At 70.7% G+C, this 16,732-nt stretch carries 12 protein-coding genes and 1 pseudogene; 10 read left to right on the plus strand and 3 right to left on the minus strand.

Annotated elements, in window-relative coordinates; all coding sequences use genetic code 11:
• Positions 1 to 32 precede the first annotated feature (32 nt).
• The gene (locus AB1460_RS15475; protein WP_368962009.1) at positions 33 to 1,481 is read right to left on the minus strand and encodes an aldehyde dehydrogenase family protein; all 1,449 of its coding nucleotides are present in this window, start codon (positions 1,479 to 1,481) and stop codon (positions 33 to 35) included.
• Between the two features lie 329 nt (positions 1,482 to 1,810).
• On the opposite strand from AB1460_RS15475, the gene AB1460_RS15480 reads away from it, so the two are divergent.
• The 5 genes and pseudogenes from AB1460_RS15480 to AB1460_RS15500 all read left to right on the plus strand — a co-directional run bounded on the left by AB1460_RS15480 (position 1,811) and on the right by AB1460_RS15500 (position 7,556).
• On the plus strand, positions 1,811 to 2,806 hold the full coding sequence (locus AB1460_RS15480; RefSeq protein WP_368962011.1) for an ATP-binding cassette domain-containing protein: 996 nt from the start codon (positions 1,811 to 1,813) through the stop codon (positions 2,804 to 2,806).
• A complete protein-coding gene (locus AB1460_RS15485; protein WP_368962012.1) occupies positions 2,803 to 3,615 on the plus strand; it encodes an ABC transporter permease in 813 nt (270 codons plus the stop codon). The genes AB1460_RS15480 and AB1460_RS15485 overlap by 4 nt, the downstream gene beginning before the upstream one ends.
• Positions 3,612 to 4,406, plus strand: coding sequence for an ABC transporter permease (locus AB1460_RS15490; protein ID WP_368962014.1), 795 nt, complete (start codon positions 3,612 to 3,614; stop codon positions 4,404 to 4,406). The genes AB1460_RS15485 and AB1460_RS15490 overlap by 4 nt, the downstream gene beginning before the upstream one ends.
• A 190-nt stretch (positions 4,407 to 4,596) precedes the next feature.
• A pseudogene (locus tag AB1460_RS15495) lies at positions 4,597 to 5,498 on the plus strand (salicylate synthase); the annotation flags it as partial.
• 411 nt (positions 5,499 to 5,909) lie between these two features.
• Positions 5,910 to 7,556: a (2,3-dihydroxybenzoyl)adenylate synthase gene (locus tag AB1460_RS15500; protein WP_420497281.1), complete on the plus strand. Its 1,647-nt coding sequence runs from the start codon at positions 5,910 to 5,912 to the stop codon at positions 7,554 to 7,556.
• Positions 7,557 to 7,647: 91 nt separating this feature from the next.
• Here AB1460_RS15500 and AB1460_RS15505 read toward each other — a convergent pair whose 3' ends face one another.
• A complete protein-coding gene (locus AB1460_RS15505; RefSeq protein ID WP_368962016.1) occupies positions 7,648 to 8,352 on the minus strand; it encodes a siderophore-interacting protein in 705 nt (234 codons plus the stop codon).
• Positions 8,353 to 8,577: 225 nt separating this feature from the next.
• On the opposite strand from AB1460_RS15505, the gene AB1460_RS15510 reads away from it, so the two are divergent.
• From AB1460_RS15510 to AB1460_RS15530, 5 genes are all read left to right on the plus strand, one after another.
• On the plus strand, positions 8,578 to 10,500 hold the full coding sequence (locus AB1460_RS15510) for an ABC transporter ATP-binding protein (protein WP_368962018.1): 1,923 nt from the start codon (positions 8,578 to 8,580) through the stop codon (positions 10,498 to 10,500).
• Between the two features lies 1 nt (position 10,501).
• Complete coding sequence (locus AB1460_RS15515; protein ID WP_368962020.1) at positions 10,502 to 12,238, plus strand: ABC transporter ATP-binding protein; 1,737 nt, start codon at positions 10,502 to 10,504, stop codon at positions 12,236 to 12,238.
• A gap of 474 nt (positions 12,239 to 12,712) precedes the next feature.
• A complete protein-coding gene (locus AB1460_RS15520; protein ID WP_368962021.1) occupies positions 12,713 to 12,952 on the plus strand; it encodes an acyl carrier protein in 240 nt (79 codons plus the stop codon).
• A gap of 1 nt (position 12,953) precedes the next feature.
• The gene (gene mbtM / locus AB1460_RS15525; RefSeq protein ID WP_368962022.1) at positions 12,954 to 14,630 is read left to right on the plus strand and encodes a long-chain-fatty acid--ACP ligase MbtM; all 1,677 of its coding nucleotides are present in this window, start codon (positions 12,954 to 12,956) and stop codon (positions 14,628 to 14,630) included.
• A gap of 1 nt (position 14,631) precedes the next feature.
• Positions 14,632 to 15,777, plus strand: coding sequence for an acyl-CoA dehydrogenase family protein (locus tag AB1460_RS15530; protein WP_420497280.1), 1,146 nt, complete (start codon positions 14,632 to 14,634; stop codon positions 15,775 to 15,777).
• Positions 15,778 to 15,862: 85 nt separating this feature from the next.
• On the opposite strand, the gene AB1460_RS15535 is transcribed toward AB1460_RS15530, so the two are convergent.
• A complete protein-coding gene (locus AB1460_RS15535) occupies positions 15,863 to 16,720 on the minus strand; it encodes an ABC transporter ATP-binding protein (RefSeq protein WP_368962025.1) in 858 nt (285 codons plus the stop codon).
• Between the last annotated feature and the right edge of the window lie 12 nt (positions 16,721 to 16,732).

The raw sequence follows: 16,732 nt of genomic DNA on the forward strand, positions 1-16,732 counted from the left end.
CCCCCGGACGGGACCGGACGGGCCTGCCCGCGTCAGGCCAAGGCCGGGTCGTCGAACAGCTCGGCGGGGGTGGGTACCCGGGCCGGACGGAGATGGGCCACGGTGGTGCGGTTGAACAGGTGGCGCCAGGTCACGTTCTCCGAGACGCCGCAGCCGCCCCAGGTCCCGGTCGACACGACCGACGTGAACTCCATGCCGTTCTCGAAGCTGCCTGCGTTGCCCATGGTCGACTGGTTGACCAGAACCCGGCAGACGTCGGCGACGCGCGCCAGCCGGTCGACCCTGGCCGCGGAGACCGGCCCGTGGCCGGTGTGCAGGCCGCAGCTGTGACCGCGGCCGCTCTGCGCGAGGATCTCCTCGACCTCCCGCACGGCGTCGTCGAACGTGCCGTACGGCGCGAGCGTCAGCACGGGCGAGAGCTTCTCGGTGAACAGCGGGCGGCCGGGCTGGGCCTGCGCTTTCGTGGCGACGAGCGTCATGACCGCCTGGCCCGCAGGGACGTCGATGTCGCACGCCCGCGCGATCTCGACGGCACTGCGCCCGACCAGCAGGCGTTCGAGCCGGCCGTCCGGCCACAGCCCACGCTCCAGCCGCGCCGCCTCCTCGTCCGACAGCAGCAGCGCGCCGTTGGCGCCCAGCCGCTCCCGGAAGGCGCCAAGCCGCCGCGCGTCGACGAGCACGTTGCTCTCGGACGAGCAGGACGTCCCGTTGTTGTAGCTGGCACCCCTGTTGATCAGCTCGGCGGCCCGATCCAGGTCGGCGAGCTCGTCGACGACCACCGTCGCGTTGCCGGGCCCGGAGGAGACGGCGGGCGTGCCGCTGGCGTAGACGCGGGCGACCGTCCCGGCTCCCCCGGTCGCCACCACGAAGTCGGCCGCGCCCATGAGCTCCCGGCTGGTCTCCCGGTCGGCGCCGGCGAGCAGTTGTACGAGATCCTCGTCGGCGTCGACCTCGCGCAGCGCGTTCCTGACAGCCTCGACGAGGCGGGCCAGCGGCTCGACCGTCGCGGGGTGCGGGCTGACGATGACGCTGTTGCAGGTCTTGAGCAGGGACAGCACGCCGGTCGCCAACGCCGTGCAGGGCGCGGTCGCCGGCGTGACCAGGGCCACGACGCCGAGCGGCTTGGCCCATGTCTCGAGGCGGCGCTCGTCATCCCGCGCGATCAGGCCGACCGTGCGTTGTCCGTGCAGGTCACGCATGGTTCCCAGCACGCGCAGCCGGTGCAGCGCCGTCAGATCCTCCACGGTGCCCATCCGGGTCCCGGTGACCACCCGGGCGTTCAGCGCCCGGACGAGCTCCTCGTCGTAGAGCGCCCGACCCACGGCGCGCACGATCTGGTCGACGCGTTCCTGGTCCCAGCCGTCCGTGGACTCGCCCGCGGACCGCGCCCGTGCGAGCAACTCCACCAGCGCGAGCTCGTCGTCAAGGCCGTCCTGGTTCCGAAGCGCCACCTGGCTCCCGCCGACCAGCTGCTCGGTCACGCCAGCCCCCGCGAACGTCGCGGCCCAGGCCATGGCCGTGACCGCGTGCCCCGACCTTCCAGATGGATCGACATCCCGCTCCTCGCGTTCCGCCCGGCTCGGCCTCAGTTATGGAAGGCGAGGCCCCATTGCCTTAAGTTAGGCTTACCTCTAATAACTCGATCATCTCACCACAGCGCGCCAGGCGGAGCAACAAAGGCATCACCGACCGACCAGCCCCCCGCGCGGTCGGCGACGACTTCGGCCGACCGCACCCCACCACGAACCCGCCACGAGGAAGGACGACCGATGGCGACCTGCCACCCGACGCCACGCCAGGGGGCCACGGCGTGACCGCGGCCGTCGAGGCCGACGGACTTGTGAAGACCTTCGGCGCCAAGCGGGCGCTCGACGGTCTGTCCCTGCAGGCCGAGTCCGGCACGATCGTCGGGCTGCTCGGCCCCAACGGGGCCGGCAAGACAACGGCCATCAACGTGCTGACCACCGTGACGCGCCCGGACTCGGGACACGCGACGGTCGCGGGCCACGACGTCGCCCGGCAGCCCGCGCTCGTCCGCGCCGCGATCGGGGTGACCGGCCAGTTCGCCGCCCTCGACGGCGGGCTGACCGCGCGCGAGAACCTGGTGCTGTTCGGCCGACTGATGAAGCTCGGCCGGGCCGAGGCCCGGCGCCGCGCGGACGAGCTGCTGGAGCGCTTCGCGCTCACCGAGGCGGCCGGCCAGCGCACCGCGACGCTGTCCGGCGGGACGAAGCGCCGGCTGGATCTGGCCGCGTCGATCACCCGTGAGCCGTCGGTGCTCTTCCTCGACGAGCCCACGACGGGGCTCGACCCGCGCAGCCGCCTCGCCCTCTGGGAGGCAGTCCGCGCGCTGCGCATGAGCGGGATCACGATCCTGCTCACGACCCAGTACCTCGAGGAGGCGGACGCGCTTGCGGACCGGGTCACGATCATCGACCGGGGCCGGGTCGTCGCGGAGGGCACCTCCGAGGAGCTCAAGCGCCGCGTCGGCGGCACGGTCTGCCACGTCGCCCTCGCCGACCCCGCTGAGGCGCCCGCGGTGGCCAGGACACTCGCGCCACTCGGCGTCGTCAGCGTCCTGCCCGACGGGGTGAGCCTGCCCGCGGCCGGGCCGGAGACGCTGGTCGCCGCGGTGCGGGCTCTCGACGCCGCGCGCACGGAGGGGCTGCTCGTGGCGACGATCGACGACATCGGGCTGCGCCGGCCGACCCTGGACGACGTCTTCCTGGCCCTGACCGGGCACCCGGCCGAGGCCGCCGACGGGGTGGCGCCGCTCGACCGGCCGACCGCCGAGGTCGGCTCATGACGGCGGCGCTGGCGGACGCGACCCCCCACGGCGCCGCCCAGAGCGCGCGGCCCGCGGTGGCCGCCGACGCGGCGATGCTCGCCGGGCGGCACCTGCGCCTGATGACCCGGCGACCCGCGTCGATCATCAGCGCGATCGTGCTGCCACTGATCTTCGTGCTGCTGTTCTTCACCGTCTTCGGCCGGGTGATGGCCCGCGCCGGCATCGACTACATCAACTACCTGCTGCCCGCGGCCGTCATCCAGGCGGTGTTCTTCAGCGCGATCTCGAGCGCCATCCTCGCGGCCGAGGACGTCGTCGGCGGCACGCTGCACCGGCTGCGGACGATGGCGGTCAGCCGGTCCGCGCCGGCGTTCGGGCTGCTCGCGGCCGAGCTGGCACGGTCGGTGCTCTCGCTCGGGGTGCTGCTGGCGATCGGCACCGCGCTCGGCTTCCGGTTTCACGGCGGCCCCTGGCAGGCCCTCGGCTTCCCCGTCGTGATGCTGGCGTTCGCCGCCGCACTGGTCTCCTGCCACATCGCGCTGGGGTTCGCACTGCGCCGGGTCGAGACCGTGACGGTGGCGACGAACCTGATCTACTTCCCGTTCCTGCTGCTGTCCAGCGCCTTCACACCGGCCGCGTCGTTCCCGTCGTGGCTGCGCCCGGTCGTGGAGCAGCAACCGGTCAGCCAGGTCGCCGACGCGCTGCGGGCGCTGACCACGCAGGACGCGGCTCTCGCGCGGCCGCTGCTCATCGCGGGGGCGTGGCTCGCCGGGCTGCTCCTGCTCGGCGCGCTGGGAGCGACCAGGGCCGTCGGGAGGTCCTCATGAGCGCCTCGGTCCGGCCCGCTCTGGTGGGCGACACGCTGGTGATGTCCGGCCGCGCGCTGCGGCTGACGATGCGCGACCCGGTGACGGTCGTCCTGTCGGTCATCTTCCCGCTGCTGTTGATGCTGCTGATGACGGCGAGCTTCGCGAAGATCGTCTACCCCACAGGCGGGTACGGCGACTTCGTGGACATCGGTCTGCCGTTGTTCATCCTCGTCGGCATCGCGTTCGCCGCGCCCATGACTGCCGCCGCGACCGCGTCCGACCTGCGGAGCGGTTTCGACGCCCGGATCCGGACGATGCCCGTCCCGACGCTGGCCGCGCTCGCCGGCCGGCTGGTCGCGGACACGGCACGCAGCGCCGTCACGGTCGCCGTGGTCGTCGTCGTCGGACTGCCCCTCGGTTTCCGGTTCACGGCCGCCCCGTGGGGGGCGGTCGGGTTTCTGCTGCTGCCGCTCCTGTTCGGCCTCGGGCTCGGCTTCCTCGCGCTGCTCGTGGCGGTCCACGCGCCGGACGTGGAGACCGTCAACGCGACGCTGAACCCGATCATGCTCCTGGGCATGTTCCTGTCGACGGGCCTGGTGCCGAGCGCCGACCTGCCGGGCTGGGTACAGCCGGTCGCCCGGGTGAACCCGTTCTCGGTGGTCATCGAGGCGATGCGGGCGCTCGCGCACGGGGGACCGACCGCGTGGCCGGTGCTGGAAGCGGTCGCCTGGTCGGTGGCGCTGGTCGTCGTCTGCGGGGCGCTCGCCCTCCGCACCTACCGGCGAAGGAGCGCCAGGCCGGCCGGCTGACTCCGGCCGGTGCTGCACCTCGTCATTCCCGCGCGGGAGATCCGGCTCTCGGCGGGCGTGGCCGTCGTGCGAACCGCCGGCCTGGCCGAGCTGCCCGGCCTGGGGACGGCCATCTCCGGCCGTGCGGCCCTGGCCCACGCCGGCGAGCTGGACGCGCGGGCCTCCGCCAGCACCGCCGACTGCGACCTATGTGGCCGGCCGGCGCGGCAACAATCCCGCCCGTCCCTTCCTGTTCGACCTGGCCGGCCGGCGGGCCGCGGGCTTCAGCCCCGAAACCGTCGTCGAGGTCTCCGCGGATGGCATCGTCTCCGTCCAACCGCTCGCCGGCACCCGGGCGCTGACCGGGGAGCCCGCCCGCGACCGCGAGCTGCGCCAGGTTCTGCTCGACGACCCGAAGGAGATCTACGAGCACGCGGTCTCCGTGCAGACCTGCCAGCAGGAGCTGCTCACGGTCTGCCGGCCCGGCTCCGTGGCTGTCGACGAGTTCATGAGCGTGCTCGAGCGCGGCAGCGTCCAGCACCTGGCCTCCCGGGTCAGCGGCCGCTCGCGGTCGGCCGGGACTGCTGGGACGCGCTGGGCGCGGCGTTTCCGTCCATCACGGCCTCCGGGATCCCGAAGGCCGCTGCCTGCACGTCGCTGGGCCGCTACGAGTCCGAACCTCGCGGGATCTACAGCGGCGCCGTGCTCGTCGCCGACGAGAGCTGCGGCCTCGACGCCGCGCTCGTCCTGCGGACCGTCTTCCAGGAGAACGGGCGTGCCTGGCTGCGCGCGGGCGCGGGGATCGTCGCCCAGTCGGAGCCGGAGCGCGAGCTCGAGGAGACCAGGGAGAAGCTACGCAGCGTGAGCCGGTTCCTGGTCCCGGCCGCGCCGTCGCCGTCGCCCGCCGCGGCGTGGCCCGGGGCGATCGACATCGAGGAGGTCCGTCGGTCGGTCGCGGAGATTTTGCACGCCGACCCGGCGTCCGTTGGCGACGAGGCGAACCTCTTCGAGCTCGGCCTGGAGTCGATCGCCGTCATGAAGACGGTCGGTCGCTGGCGCCGGTCGGGGATCGAGATCTCCTTCGCCGAGCTGACCGAGAACCCGACCGTCGACGGCTGGTACAAGCTGCTCGCCAGCCGCCGGCCTGGGGACGCGGGCGATGAGGCCCCGGCCACCGGACACGCGCCGGCCGACGGGGCCACCGCCATGTCCTCCCGGCCGCCCGCGGCCGACGACCTCCCCGAGGCCGTCGGCGAGAACGCCCGCGGCGACGAGGACGACTCCTTCCCTCTCGCCCTCATGCAGCACGCCTACTGGGTCGGCCGCACCCCCGGCCAGCCGTTGTCGGGCGTGGCGGCCCACCTCTACACCGAGTTCGACGGCACCGACGTCGACCCGGAGCGGCTGGGCGCCGCGATCGAACGGCTGACCGCCCACCACGACATGCTGCGGGTGCGGGTCACCGACGACGGGCGGCAGGTCATCGAGGCGACCTCCGGGTGGCGCCGCCTCGTCACGCACGACCTGCGTGGCCTGACCGAGGCCGAGGTCGAAGCCCGGCTCGCGGCCACTCGCCACCGCCACCGCGACGCGGGCTACTGGCGGGACGAGACCCTCGGCGAGCTGCTGCGGGAGTGGGCCGCGACCCACGGCACGTCGACGGCCCTCCTTGACGGGTCCCGCCGGCTCACCTACGCCGAGCTCGACACCGAGGCCGACAACCTCGCCGCCGGCCTGCGCGAGCTCGGGATCAGCGCCGGCGACCGGGTCGTCGTGCACCTGCCGAACCGGGTCGAGTTCGTGACCACGCTGTTCGCGCTGCTGCGGCTCGGGGCTCTCGGCGTACTGGCCCTGCCCGCGCACCGGCGGCCCGAGATCGAGCACTTCGCCCGGCTGTCCGACGCGGTCGCCTACGTCATCCCCGACGTGCACGAGGGCCATGACTACCGCCCGCTGGCGGGTGAGCTGCTGGCGGAGATCGGGCCGCTGTGCCATGTCCTCGTCGCCGGCGAGCCGGGCTCGTTCACCGCGCTCGCGGATCTGGCCGCCCGCGCCGCCGGTCAGGAGGTGCCGACGGCCGTCGCGACCGCGTCCGACGTCGCGCTGATGCTGATCTCCGGCGGCACCACGGGCAAGCCCAAGCTGATCCCGCGGACGCACCAGGACTACGCCTACAACGCGCGCGCGAGCGCCGAGGTCTGCGGCCTGACGGCCGCCGACGTCTACCTCGCGTCCCTGCCGGCGGCGCACAACTTCCCGCTGGCCTGCCCCGGGATCCTCGGGACGCTCGGGGTCGGCGGCGCTGTCGTCATGGCGCCGGTACCCAGCCCCGAGGTCGCGTTCGGGCTGATCGAGCGTCACCGGGTGACGGTGACGGCGCTCGTGCCGTCGCTGGCGCGCCTGTGGGTCGAGGCGGCCGGGTGGGAGAAGGCGGACATCTCGAGCCTGCGCCTGCTACAGGTGGGCGGCGCCAGGCTCGACGAGGAGCCGGCCCGCCGGATCACGCCCATGCTCGGCTGCGGGCTGCAGCAGGTCTTCGGCATGGCGGAGGGCCTGCTCAACTACACCCGGCTCGACGATCCGGACGAGCTGGTCGTCACAACCCAGGGCCGGCCGATGTCGCCCGCCGACGAGGTGCGGATCGTCGACGCCGACGGGGCCGACGTCGCGGACGGCGAGGTCGGCGAGGTCGGCGAGGTCGGCGAGGTCGGCGAGTTACTGACCCGAGGGCCGTACACGATCCGGGGCTACTACCGGGCGGCCGCGCACAACGCGACCGCGTTCTCGCCCGACGGCTACTACCGCAGCGGTGACCTGGTGCGCCGGCTGCCCAGCGGGCACCTGGTCGTCGAGGGCCGGGTGAAAGACGTGATCAACCGGGCCGGCGAATCCATCGCTACCAGTGAGCTCGAGGACCAGCTGGTCAGCCACCCGATGATCAACCAGGCCGCGCTGGTCGGGCTCGCGGACGAGACCCTCGGTGAGAGCATCTGCGCCGTCGTCGTGCTCGAGCCGGGAGCGGAGCTGGCGCTGGTCACGCTGCGGGCCTACCTCGCCGAACGCGGGGTGGCCCGGTTCAAGCTGCCGGACCGGCTGGCCGTCGTCGAGGCGCTGCCACTGACCGCGATCGGCAAGATCGACAAGAAGCAGCTGCGCGACCGACTCGGGTAGCGGGTGGACGGCGGGGGCCGGTGCGCGCCAGACGCGCAGGCCCCCTCCCGTTGCGTGGGGTGAACCTGGTTCCGGTCCAACGCCGCCGGTGCTACTTCCAGTACGCCTGCGCCTTGATTGACTGCTTCGGCAGGCCGTGCTGGCCTCGGATCGTCTGCGTGATCGATCGTGTGGTCAGGCCATCGCAGCCGATCCAGGCGAAAGCCCCGGGCGGACAGGCGATCTGTTCGGCCGCCTCGCGCAGGAGCTGACCGTCGTTGATCCGTTCGAGCCAGGTGACCGTTGCCGTGTCGCTCGCATGCACCGGAATGTCCTTGTCGGACGCGCGTTGCCACTCCAGCCAGACTCGCGTCGGTGTGTCGCCGATCGCGCCGAGCAGGGAGTTGATCGCGGGCAGCGACGCGGTGTCACCGAAGATGACGAACTCCGCCGGGAGCGGATCGGGGAGTCTGAACTTCGAGCCCATCACGGTCGCCTCGATCTCGGTTCCGGGCTGGGCCTGCTGCGCCCATCGGGACGCGGGTCCCCCGTGGATCGCGAACTCGATGTCGAAGGTGCCGTTGTCGGCGTCCGGACGGACCAGCGTATAACCGCGCTGCTGCAGGGCCCCCGCGCCGTCTGGAACCCACAGGCGGATCCACTGCGTGGGATGGATCGGGTGATCAGCGAGCAGCGCGCCACCGGTGAAGCTCAGCCGGAGGTAGGAGTCGGTTATCTGCCGGCTGGCCGTCACCGTGAGCCGGTAGTCGCTACCACCGAATGCCTTGAGGACCAGACCATTGAAGCCTCTGCTCATAGCGATTAGGTTAACCTAACCTCGGATCGTCGACGTCTCCCGACAGCACAGTCGCCCAGCTGACGTGACGCGACCGCCCCGCCCCGCGGGGATCCACGGCGAGGCGATATCTGACACGGCCAGGACACTGGCCGACAGACGGGAGGGTGGAAGCTGGTGATGGCGCAGAATTCCCGAAGCGCCGAGGTCACAGCAGAGGCTCGGCCGAGCGCTGCCTCTGCCCAGGTGGGAGCGTCGCCCCAGCTGGAGGCGCCGGCCCGACTGGAGGCACCACCCCAGCTGGAGGCGCCCTCCGGCGGATGGGCGCTGTCGCCGCCGTCCGCGGCCCCGCCACCGGACCGGGTGGCCCTCAAACAGCAGGCTCGACGGGACAAAACGGCGGCCAGGCAGCTGCTGGCGCCGGTCAACCGTTCGATCTCCCTCGCCGGGCTGCTGGTCGCCGTGGCAGCGGTCTGCGGGGTGGTGTCTTTCCTCCTGATCGTCGAGGTGTGTCGGCGGCTCCTGCGGGTGCCGGTGGACACCGGCACGGTGACCGGCCTGGTCGTCGCGGCCTTTCTCGTCCTGGCGCTCCGCGGGCTGTTGCAGGTGACCGGGCTGGTCTGGGCTCACCAGATCGATGCGGGCTTCCAGCTGTCGCTGCGCCGGCAGCTGGCCGCCAAGCTTTCCCGGGTGCCCCTGGGGTGGTTCACCGAACGCAGTTCCGTGCAGGTCAAGCGGCTGCTGTCCGACGACGTCGAGGCGCTCCACTATCTCGTCGCCCATTCACGCCTGGAGTATGTGAACGCGACGGTGACTCCCCTGGTCACTATCGTCTACCTGTTCGTCGTCGACTGGCGACTGACTCTGGTCCTCCTGGTCCCGGTGATCGGCTACCTGTTCACGCTCAGTACCCTGACGAGTCCGGCCCATAATGCGCGGCTGGGCCTGTTCAGCCGCGGTGAACAAGTCGTGGAGAGCACCACGGTCGAGTTCGTCGACGGCATCTCGGTGGTCCGTGCGTTCGGCCAGACCCGCAAGGCGCACAAGGGCTTCCAGGATGCCGTCGGCCAGTATGCCGATGCGCTGAACGCCTGGAAGCTGCCGATGACCCGCACCCAGTCCATGGCGGAAATCCTGCTGGCGCCCGTGTTCGTGGCACTCGTGGTCACGGCCGCAGCGGTCGGGATGGGCGCCATCGGCTGGGTCGAGCCGACGGATCTGGTTCCGTTCCTGCTCGTCGGCATCGGGCTCGGCGCAAGCCTGATCGGGTTGGCGTATGGCGCCCAGGCGCTGCGTGAAGGGTCCTCCGCGGCAGGCCGACTACGCGCGCTGCAGAGCCTGCCCGAACTCGCCACGCCGGCGAAACGTGATGAGGATGGGCGCGAAGCGGCAGCGCCCGGTCGCGGACATGTCCAGTTCCGCGACGTCGGCTTCGGATATCACGAGGGCCAGCCGGTTCTGCGCAATGTGGACGTCGAGCTCGCCCCGGGTACCGTGACCGCCCTGGTCGGTCCGAGCGGGTCGGGCAAGTCCACCATGGCGCGCCTGCTCGCCCGGTTCTACGACGTGACCGACGGCGCGATCCTGATCGACGGGCGCGACATCCGTGCGTGGTCCCTGGAGGAGCTTTACCGCACTGTCGGGTTCGTCCTCCAGGAGGTGCACCTCATCCGCGGCACGGTGGCCGACAACCTTCGGCTGGCACGGCCTTCGGCCACGCCGGCCGAGCTCGAGGACGCGGCCCGCACCGCACAGATCCATGACCGCATCACGGCCCTCCCCCGCGGGTACGACTCGGAGATCGGGGTCGACGCGATCCTCTCCGGTGGCGAGGCACAACGCCTGTCCGTCGCCCGCACGCTGCTCGCCGACAGCCGGGTGCTCGTGCTGGACGAGGCCACCGCCTACGCCGACCCGGAGGCCGAGGCGGCCGTCCAGGACGCCCTCGCCTCACTGATCGCCGACCGCACGGTGCTGGTGATCGCCCACCGGCTGCACACCATCACCGAGGTCGACCAGATCCTGGTCCTGTCCGACGGGCGCATCGTCGAACGCGGTGACCACCCGACACTGCGGCAGTCCGGCGGGCTGTACCAGCGGTTGTGGCAGACAAACGAAGAGGCGATGGCGATGCTCGCTGAGCCAGGCACGCGCGAGGAGCTGGTCTGAGATGATCAGAAAGGCCATTGCTCTGGTTCCTGCCGACGCCCGCCAACCACTGCCAGCGCATCTGGGCGCGATCGGCGTCTACAGCATCGCGCAGGCCGCGGCGTACGTGGTGCTGGTCCCGCTGCTCGAGGCGTTCCTGGGCCGCGACTGGGCCGCCGCGTCGATCTGGCTGGCAGTGATGGCGGGTACGGTCGCCGTCGCCGCGGTTGGTTCCTACCTGCAGTCCATGCTGGGCCTGCGCATCGGTGTCGGCATGCTGCGCGGTGTCTCCATCCGCCTCGGCGATCACCTGAGCACGCTTCCGCTGGGCTGGTTCGCCGGTCGCGACTCGGCCTCCGTCGCGCGGGTCGTGGTGGGCGAGGTCCGCGAGGTCCTCGGCGTCTTCGCCCGGCTGCTGGCCATCCTGATTGCCGGCATCGCGGTCCCCCTGGGCATCGCGGTTGGCCTGCTGTTCGTCGACTGGCGCCTCAGTGTGGCCATGTTCCTCGGGCTGCCGGTGATGGCCCTGGTCAACATTCTCGCCGGGCGCTCCTATCGCAGCGTGGACGACCGGATGCATCAGTCAGCGGCCGAGGCCAACGCACGCGTGCTGGAGTTCGCCGTGGCCCAGCCGGCACTTCGCGCGTTCGGTGGGGTCGGCAACGGCACCCGCGCTCTGGACACCGCCCTGGTCAAGCAGCAACGCGCCGCGAAGGCGCTGACCGCGGCGGCCATTCCGGGGCTCGCCGCCTTCACCCTGGTCGTGCAGCTGGTCTTCCTCGCTCTGGTCTACCTGGTGGTTTCCAGGGCCACGTCGGGTGAGATCTCCGCGGCGTCGGCGATCGCGCTCATCGTGGTGACTGCGCGTTTCATCGATCCGCTGACCCAGCTCGGCCAGGTCGGGACCGCCGTCCGGACGTCCGCCGCCGCGGTGGATCGCGTGCACGGTCTGCTGGAAGCCGAGGAACTCCACGACCCGGAGAGCGACGTGCGGCCCGCGGACAACTCGATCACCTTCGACAACGTCGGGTTCTGCTACCAGGCGGGTACCCGGGTGATCCGCAACCAGTCCCTCGTCGTTCCAGCCGGCACGACGACCGCCATCGTGGGGCCCAGTGGCTCGGGCAAGACGACGATGCTCCGCCTGGTCGCCCGGTTCTACGACGTCGACACCGGCGTCATCCGGATCGGCGGTCAGGATGTGCGCGACATGTCGCTGGAGACCCTCATGGCGCAGATCTCGCCGGTGTTCCAGGACGTCTACCTCTTCAACCAGACGATCGAGGAGAACATCCGGATCGGCCGGCCTGATGCCACCGACGCCGAGGTCCGCGAGGCCGCGCGGATCGCGGCGGTGGATGAGATCGTCGAGCGGCTGCCCGACGGCTGGTCAACCGTGGTCGGCGAGCGCGGGGCGAACGTGTCGGGTGGCGAACGGCAACGGATCTCGATCGCCCGGGCACTGCTCAAGAACGCCCCGATCGTGCTGCTCGACGAGGCCACCAGTTCGCTGGACCCCCACAACGAGGCGGTCGTGGTCCGTGGGCTTCGAGAACTGACCGAGGGCAAGACCGTGGTGGTCGTCGCGCACAAACTGTCCACCGTCGCGCACGCCGACCAGATCCTGGTCGTCGAGGACGGTCAGATTGTCGACCGCGGCACCCACAACGAGCTCATCGGGCGCGAAGGTCGCTACGCGCAGTTCTGCCGACAGCGAGACCGTGCACGGGGATGGCGCCTTACTGCCGCAGCGGGGTGAGACGACGCCCGCTCCTCGGCCGTGGCGCCACGGCGCCGTAATACGCCCTTCCGACCGTGACCGAAATCACTCGGCATGCATCGGCGCAGGCCATGCGAACCATCGCTCCGATCACGATCGAAAAACGCGAAGTTCCTCGTCATCAAAAAATTTGAACTAGCCCTTCCAGGGAAGTTAGGATAACCTAACCTTCGAGACGCGAGAGTGGCTCTACCGCGCACCTGCCGACAGCGGCAGGCCGATGGACCTACACCAGCCAGACGTCGGGGAAAGCCGCCCCGGCAATCATTCGACACGGCGGAAGCCGCGATGCGGGCACGCCACACCCACGAATAAATGATCAACTCCGTGGCGGTGCGCTGTAGCGAACAAACGCCGAACGGGTATCGCTTCCGTCATCGCAATGAGCCGGCAGGGCCTACCAGCATCTTGTGCTCGAGGACAAATCCGCGATGAACGACGAGGAGGTCGGGAATGTCCGATCAGATGATTCCGGAGATGGAGCAGATCCTGCGGGTCGACCTGCAGGTTGACACCACACGCATCACCCGGAACTCGCACCTGGTCAACGAGGTCGGCCTCGACTCAGTCGCCTTCGCCGTGGGGATGGTGGCGATCGAGGACACGTTCGGCGTGGCGTTGTCCGAAGAGGAGATGATGAGCTGCGAAACAGTCGCCGACCTGGAGGACGCCGTCCTCGCGAAGCGCGCTTGACATGGCACAGCTGAGCGTGGCGCAGGAGCACGGGAAGCTCGACGAGACCGCCGGACCGAGTGTTCTGGCCACCGTGATCAGCCGGGCGATGCACTCCGGAAACGGGACGTTGTCGGTACTCAAAACGGCGTCCGGCGCATGGGACACCCGACCGTGGCAGGAAGTCCACACCCGTGCCAAACAGATCGCCGCACAGATCCTCACCGAGAGCGACAACCGAGAACCGAGCGCCGTCGGCCTGATCGGCGAACCGACCGTGGATCTGATCGCGGCCATTCAGGGCGCCTGGCTGGCCGGCACCGCGGTGTCCATTCTCCCCGGTCCGATCCGAGGTGCCGACGAACAGCGCTGGGCCGAAAACACCTACGCGCGGTTTCGCGGCATCGGTGTGGGCACCGTTCTCGGATCCGACGAGCAGCTCGAGCTGCTGGCGAAGGTCGACGGGCCGCTGCGGATCGCGCAGGTCGCGCAGTACGGGCGAAACGCCGACATCACCGGTTTCGTCGGGCGCCGGGTCGGCCCCGACACACCGGCCATCCTGCAGGGCACTGCCGGCTCGACCGGCGAGCCCAAGACGGCGGTCCTGTCGGTCGCGGCCGTCCACAGCAACATCACGGAGCTGGTCAGACGCCTCGACATCCGCCTCAACCGTGACGTCGAAATGTCCTGGCTGCCGCTTTACCACGACATGGGACTCATCGTCGTGCTCGTCGGCATGGCCACCGGTGTTCCCCTGTGGGTAGCACCCAACTCCGCCTTCGTGGGAGCACCGTTCAGGTGGTTGCAGTGGCTCACCGAATCCCGGGCCACCATCACCGTGGCGCCCAACTTCGCCTACAACATCGTGGGCAGGTACGGGAGCCGGATAACGGACGCCGATCTGTCGCACCTGCGGTTTGCGATCAGCGGTGGCGAACCGATTGACGCGGACGCGTTCGATGCCTTCCTCGACGTGGCGGCCAGGTTCGGTATGGACCGACGCGCGGCCGCGCCGGCCTACGGCATGGCCGAGTCGACCTGCGCGGTCAGCATGCCCGCGGCCGGTGAGGGCGCACGCTATGACGAGGTGACCGTCACCTCACCCGAGGACACTGGTCAGTCCGTCCGCCGTCGGTACGCGATTCTCGGCAGACCACTGGACGGAATGCAGGTCCGCATCGTCGAGGCAGACGGTGTCGGCGTTCCCCGGATCGACGGCCGGGCGGTGGGACACATCGAGATCCGCGGTACGTCGATGATGACGGGCTATCTGGGGCACGCGCCGCTCGGAGACGGCGAATGGTTTGCCACCGGCGACCTCGGCTACCTTGTCGACGGCCGTCCGGTGATCTGCGGCCGGGCCAAGGAGATCGTCATCGTCGCCGGTCGCAACCTGTTTCCGGTGGAGATCGAGCAGTGCGCGGCGACCGTCGACGGAGTCCGCAGTGGCCGGGTCGCGGCAGTGGCCCGTGACGGGGCGTCAGCCCGATCCGGGCTGGTGATAGTCGCCGAGTTCCGCGGCCGCGACCCCGAGTCCGCCCGCCGCGAGGTGATCTCCACGGTGGCCTCGGAGTGCAACATCGTTCCAGCCGACGTGGTGTTCGTGAAACCCGGTGCACTGCCGCTGACCACGTCCGGCAAGCTGCGCCGACTGGAGACCGGGAAACTCCTCGAGTCGGGACACTGGAATGACCGCTGACATGTCAATAGAAGGCTACCGGGGCCTGCTGAAATCCGTGTTCGACGACCAGGTGGGAGCATGGGTCGCTGAGGCGGAGGCGACCCGGCGGTTCCCACGCCCGTTGCTGCGGCGAATGGGGAGCGCGGGAGTCTTCGCCGAGAAGTGGGGTGATCGCGCCACTCCTGATATTGCCAAGCTCAACGAGCTGGCCTTCGCACTCGGCCGGCTGGGATCGGCGGGGATCGGCGTCGGTGTCAGCCTGCACGACTCGGCGATCTCGATCCTGCGCCGCTTCGGCCGATCCGACCTGCTGAAGTCGGTGGCGGAACGGGCGATCCACGGTGAAGCCGTGCTCTGCCTTGCCGCATCCGAGTCCTCCGGTGGTTCCGATCTGCAGATCGCCAGGACGGAGGTCTGCACCGAGGATGACGGGTTGCGGGTGAAGGGCCGGAAGAAGTTCGTTTCGCTGTCACCACTCGCCGACTACATCCTGGTCGTGGCCCGCAGCGTGAACCATGATCCGTCGAGCCGGCACGGCAGCGTCGCCCTCGTACTGGTACCCACCGGCCAGGTCACCATCATGCCGGCGTACGCCACGGTGAGCGCCGGGCCGCTCGAGACCTCGGCCGTGGAGATCGACACCCGCGTGCCGGCCGATCATCTGATCGCCCGGGCCGGGACCGGCCTGGCCGCGGTGAGCTGGGGGCTGGCCCACGAGCGTCTCTCCATCGCCGGGCAGGTCGCCGCATCCTGTCATCAGTTGCTGGGCATCACGCTGGCCAGGATGCAGGAGCGCACCCAGTTCGGCAAGACACTGTTCGACCACCAGGCGTTGCGGCTGCGGGTCGCCGACCTGCAGGCGCGGGTGGACATGCTCCGATACGCGCTGACCGGGATCGCCGTCGGCGGGCAGCTGGATCTCCGCGCGGCGGCGGCGATGAAGGTGTCGGCGGCCCGCCTCGGCGAGGAGGTCGTCGGTGAATGCATGCACATCTTCGGCGGCTCGGCGTTCCTCACCGACGAGACGCCGCTCGGCCGCTGGTGGCGTGACATGAAGCTCGCCCGCGTCGGCGGCGGCACTGACGAGATCCTCTGGGAACTCGTCGCGGCGGCGATGAAGCCGGATATCGAGGGGTATCGGGCGTTCTCGGCAAACATCACCTGACGGCACCGGACCGCATCCGGGACGACTGGACGAACGGGCGCGTCCGCACGTCCGCACGTCCTGCGCGCCGCCGGCCACGTCCGTGTTACGCGGGCTCGGCGTCGGCAGGCTCGGCGTCGGCGCCCGCGTGGTAGCGGCCGATGGGGACGACCATCGGGGTGCCGGACACGGGGTCGGGGACGACGCGGGACGGCATCCCGAAGACCGTCGTCACCAGGTCCTCGGTCACGACGGTCGAGGCGTCGCCGGCGGCGACGATCGAGCCGGACTTCATGGCGATCAGGTGGTCGGCGTAGCGGCAGGCCAGGTTGAGGTCGTGCAGGACGATGACGATCGTCTTGCCCTCGCGCCGGTTCAGGTCGGTGAGCAGGTCGAGCACGTCGACCTGGTGGCTGACGTCGAGGAAGGTCGTCGGCTCGTCGAGCAGCAGCAGGTCGGTCCCCTGCGCGAGGGTCATCGCGATCCAGACCCGTTGGCGCTGCCCGCCGGACAGCTCATCGACGGGCCGGGAGGCCAGCTCCACCGTGTCCGTCACCGTAAGCGCCCGCGCCACGGCCTCGTCGTCGCCCGGGCCGAGCTGGCGCAGCCAGCCCTGGTGCGGGTAACGGCCACGCGCGACGAGGTCGACGACCCGGAGGCCGTCCGGCGCCGTCGGCGACTGGGGCAGGATGCCGAGCTTCACGGCGACGGCCCTTGTCGGCAGCGAATGGATGTCCTTGCCGTCCAGGCACACCGTCCCCGACGCCGGGGCGAGCAGCCGGGCCAGGCCGCGCAGCAGCGTCGACTTCCCGCAGGCGTTCGCGCCGACGATCACGGTGATCCGCCCGGTCGGGATGTCGACCGTCAGGTCCTTGACGATCTCGCGGTTGCCGTACTTGAGCGTCACCGCCTGGCCGCGCAGTCGGGGCTCCGCCACCGTGGCCGCGATCTCCCCGGTCGTCATCGTCACTCCCTG

This window comes from Parafrankia sp. FMc2, from assembly GCF_041008525.1.
Taxonomy (GTDB): Bacteria; Actinomycetota; Actinomycetes; order Frankiales; family Frankiaceae; genus Parafrankia.